We start from the raw sequence: 3534 nt of genomic DNA on the forward strand, positions 1-3534 counted from the left end.
GGATGATCCACCCGAGACACTCCGACAAGGCATTTCAGCCACCAGAACGGCGTATGCAGACCGTGTGCATAGTGCGCATGCACGAAATGCATTCCGGCGCGAGTGATCTTGGCGCGCAGCTTGCTGGCCCGATAGATCCGTACGTGGCCGCCCTCGTTGTTGTGGTATTCGTCGGACAACAGCCAGCACACTCGTTCGGGCAACCACCGCGGCACGGTCACCGCCAACGTGCCGCCGACCTTCAGCACGCGAATCAATTCGTTGATCGCGGTGTCATCGGCTGGAACGTGTTCGAGGATTTCGGATGCGATGACGCAGTCGAAAGTCCCGTCCGGGTAGGGCAGCGCCAACGCGTCGCCGACGACGGTTTCGGCCTTGGCGAACGCCGGGGCTTCGCCGTTCTCTGTCATGGCGCGCAAGACCGTGTTGACATTGCCGAGTTCGGCGGCGTCCTGGTCGAAGGCGATCACGTCGGCACCGAGGCGATACGCCTCGAAGCTATGCCTGCCGGCGCCGCAGCCGACATCGATCACCTTGGTGCCCGGCCCGATACCGAGCCGGTTGAAATCGACCGTCAGCACGGTTCGCCCACCGTGTCGACAGCACTGTGGCGCTGTGCGTTCCGCGCGATCGCACGTTCATAGACGTGAACGGTCTGCGCTGCCACCGATTCCCAGCTGTAGACCTCGAGTGCCCGCCGGCGACCGGCGGCGCCCAGTCGCTGCCGCTCCTCGGGTGAGGCCAGCAGGGCGCCCAGCACCCGCACCAGGTCGCCGGTGTCGCCGGGCCGCACCAGCCGGGCGCAGTGGCCGTCGGCCCCAAGCACCTCCGGCAACGCCCCGGCGCGGCTGGCGACGATCGGCGTGCCACTGGCCATCGCTTCCACGGCGGGAAGCGAAAAGCCTTCGTACAGCGAGGGGATACAAGCAATTTCGGCTGACGCTAACAGCCGGGCCAGCTCAGCGTCGGAGAGCCCGCTGGACGGGTGCACGATATCCGAGATGCCGAGCTCGGCGATCAGCTTCTCGGTGGGCCCGTTGGGCTCCAGCTTGGCGACGAGTTGCACCTCCAGGTCGTGTTCGACCCGCAACTCGGCCACCGCGTGTAGCAGATGACCGACGCCCTTGAGCGGGGTGTCAGCGCTGGCGACCGCAATGATGCGGCCGGGAACTCGCGGCTGGACTGAGGGGGCGAATACGTCAGTGTCTACGCCCAGCGGCACTACGCAGAGCTGGTCGGGACGGACGCCGAAGTCGGTGGTGATATCGGCGGCCGACGACGACGAGACGGTGAGTAGGTCCGGGATGCTGCGCGCCACCCGCTGCTGCATCGTCAAGAAGCCATACCAGCGGTGTACCAACGGTTTACGCCACCACTTCGCGGCGGCGAGATCCAGCAGCCTGTCGCGGGTGATCGGATGATGCACGGTGGCTACCACCGGTAGGCCCATGGCCGAAATATCAAGCAGCCCAAAGCCCAAGCTTTGGTTGTCATGGACGACGTCGAAGTCATGCCGCCGGTCAGCTAGCAGTCGGGCGGCGCGCAGGCTGAACGTGCGCGGCTCCGGGAAACCAGCCGTCCAAACAGTCGCCAACTCCAGCAGATCGATTCGGTCGCGGATTTCGCGGGGGTGCGGGATGCGGAACGGATCGGGCTCGCGATACATGTCCAGGCTGGGCACTTGCCGGAGCACCACCCGCGGATCAAGAACTTCGGGATAGGGCTGACCGGAGAACACCTCGACGTGGTGGCCGAGTTCGACGAGGCCGCGGCTGAGATAGCGGACGTATACGCCCTGTCCGCCACAGTGTGTCTTGCTGCGGTAGGACAGCAAAGCGATCCGCATGCTCATGCCCGTTCTGTTGTGGCGGTGCCCGCTTCGGTCACACCAGAGGGACGTCAGCGAGCTGTCTGGACACGTGTCTGGACTATAGTTTGACGGCCTACACGATGCAACGCACCTCGCAAGACGTCAAACCGCCCTGATGCTACTGACCGGCGTTTCCGGCGATGACGACCGGGGCGCGCCGCCGGGGCTGCCCAAGAGCTGTGATGCAAATCAACGCCGACGTGTGAGCCAGGTCATTGCATAGCTCGTCTAGTTTAGGAGAGCCTAACCTCTCGTTGTACCGACAAGCTGGGAGCGGGCTTATGCCGACCGACCCAACTGATTTTGAGTTCGCCTACGACCTGACATTGGACGAGGTCAGGCGACGCACCGCGGTGCTTGAGGCGATTGGCGACGACTGGGACCCGGTCAGCGCGCTGGTCGAGGAGGAAAGGGCCTACGCGATGCTTTACTCCAACCTCGACGCCGAGCAGCAGCGGCACTACGACGACCTGGTCCGGGCCGGGGTGCTGCCGGAGCGGGCGGTGGACCGTGCTGCCGATTGACCCGCAGGCCGACACAAGTCGACGAGCGTGGTTGGCGTGCCCGAACTGCGACCACGGCGCCGGCTGCGCCGAGTGCCGCAGCGGTCGCAACTGCCACACCCATTGGCAGTACCTGATCGGCAACAACGCTGCGGTGCTGCACCTGCAGTGCCCGACCTGTGCGCATTTCTGGTCGCTCGACACCCGGCCGGGCTGCCGCCGCCGCCCCGCCGCCTGACCTGACCTCGCCTTAAGCCGGCCCGCTGACCAGGCGCCGCGTCACAGATCCGGCGATACGGTAGAGGCTGTGCGGGCGTTAATCATCGTCGACGTACAAAACGACTTCTGCGAGGGCGGCTCACTACCGGTGACCGGCGGCGCCGCCGTCGCCGGCGCTATCAACGACTACCTGACCACCGATCCCGGTTACGACCATGTGGTGGCGACCCAGGACTTCCACATCGATCCCGGTGACCACTTCTCCGACCACCCCGACTATGTTTCCTCATGGCCGCCGCATTGCCTGGCCGGCAGTGGGGGAGCCGACTTCCATCCCGACCTCGACACCGGCCGCATCGAGGCGGTTTTTCGCAAAGGCGCCTACTCCGCCGGCTACAGCGGCTTCGAAGGCACCGACGAGTCCGGTACGCCGCTGCTCGACTGGTTGCGCCAACATCGCGTCGATCAGGTCGACATCGTCGGCCTCGTCACGGACCAGTGCGTGCGCTCGACCGCCGAAGACGCCGCGCGGGCCGGCTTGTCGACCCGGCTGCTGGTGGATTTGACGGCGGGCGTGTCGCCGCGAGCGACGGAGGCGGCCATCCAGGAGATGCGCAACGCGGGTGTCGCGGTGGCCCACAGCGGCTGACCCGCCGATCAATGGGCCGTCGCCAAGAACAGCGACGCGGCGGACAGCAGCAGATAGCCGCCAGGAAAAGCGATGTTCGACAGCACCCGCGCCCGGATATGCGTGACCACGGCACCGATGAAGAACAACACCAGCCCTACCGCAGCCGCGACACCGAAGAGACGCAGGCCAAAAAGACCTGCGACCAAACCGAGCGCCCCGGCGAGCTTGAGTGTCCCCAACATCGGCAGCCATGATCGCGGCACTCCGACCCTGGCTGAGTTCGCGAGCACGAACTTGGCCGGGATGTAGTC

Annotated in this window: 5 protein-coding genes; 2 read left to right on the forward strand and 3 right to left on the reverse strand. The window is 65.7% G+C overall.

The window, feature by feature from the left end:
- Both VFA16_RS02495 and VFA16_RS02500 read right to left on the reverse strand, forming a co-directional pair.
- Positions 1–581 (reverse strand): class I SAM-dependent methyltransferase (locus VFA16_RS02495; RefSeq protein WP_324966297.1); only part of this gene is annotated, 581 nt, incomplete at its 3' end.
- Complete coding sequence (locus VFA16_RS02500) at positions 575–1846, reverse strand: glycosyltransferase family 4 protein (protein ID WP_324966301.1); 1272 nt, start codon at positions 1844–1846, stop codon at positions 575–577. The genes VFA16_RS02495 and VFA16_RS02500, both read right to left, overlap by 7 nt.
- 305 nt (positions 1847–2151) lie before the next feature.
- On the opposite strand from VFA16_RS02500, the gene VFA16_RS02505 reads away from it, so the two are divergent.
- Positions 2152–2394, forward strand: coding sequence for a DUF6400 family protein (locus VFA16_RS02505; RefSeq protein ID WP_324966298.1), 243 nt, complete (start codon positions 2152–2154; stop codon positions 2392–2394).
- Positions 2395–2680: 286 nt separating this feature from the next.
- Positions 2681–3241: a pyrazinamidase PncA gene (gene pncA / locus VFA16_RS02510; RefSeq protein ID WP_324966299.1), complete on the forward strand. Its 561-nt coding sequence runs from the start codon at positions 2681–2683 to the stop codon at positions 3239–3241.
- An 8-nt stretch (positions 3242–3249) separates the two neighbouring features.
- Here pncA and VFA16_RS02515 read toward each other — a convergent pair.
- Positions 3250–3534: DoxX family protein (locus VFA16_RS02515; protein WP_324966300.1), on the reverse strand; the 285-nt coding region annotated here is incomplete at its 5' end.

Origin of the sequence: Mycobacterium sp. (assembly GCF_035653355.1) — a bacterium.
Classification (GTDB): Bacteria; Actinomycetota; Actinomycetes; order Mycobacteriales; family Mycobacteriaceae; genus Mycobacterium.

Coding starts and splice junctions, on each gene's coding strand:
- VFA16_RS02500 (WP_324966301.1), bottom strand. CDS start 1,846: ATGCGGATCGCTTTGCTGTCCTACCGCAGCAAGACACACTGTGGCGGA.
- VFA16_RS02505 (WP_324966298.1), top strand. CDS start 2,152: ATGCCGACCGACCCAACTGATTTTGAGTTCGCCTACGACCTGACATTG.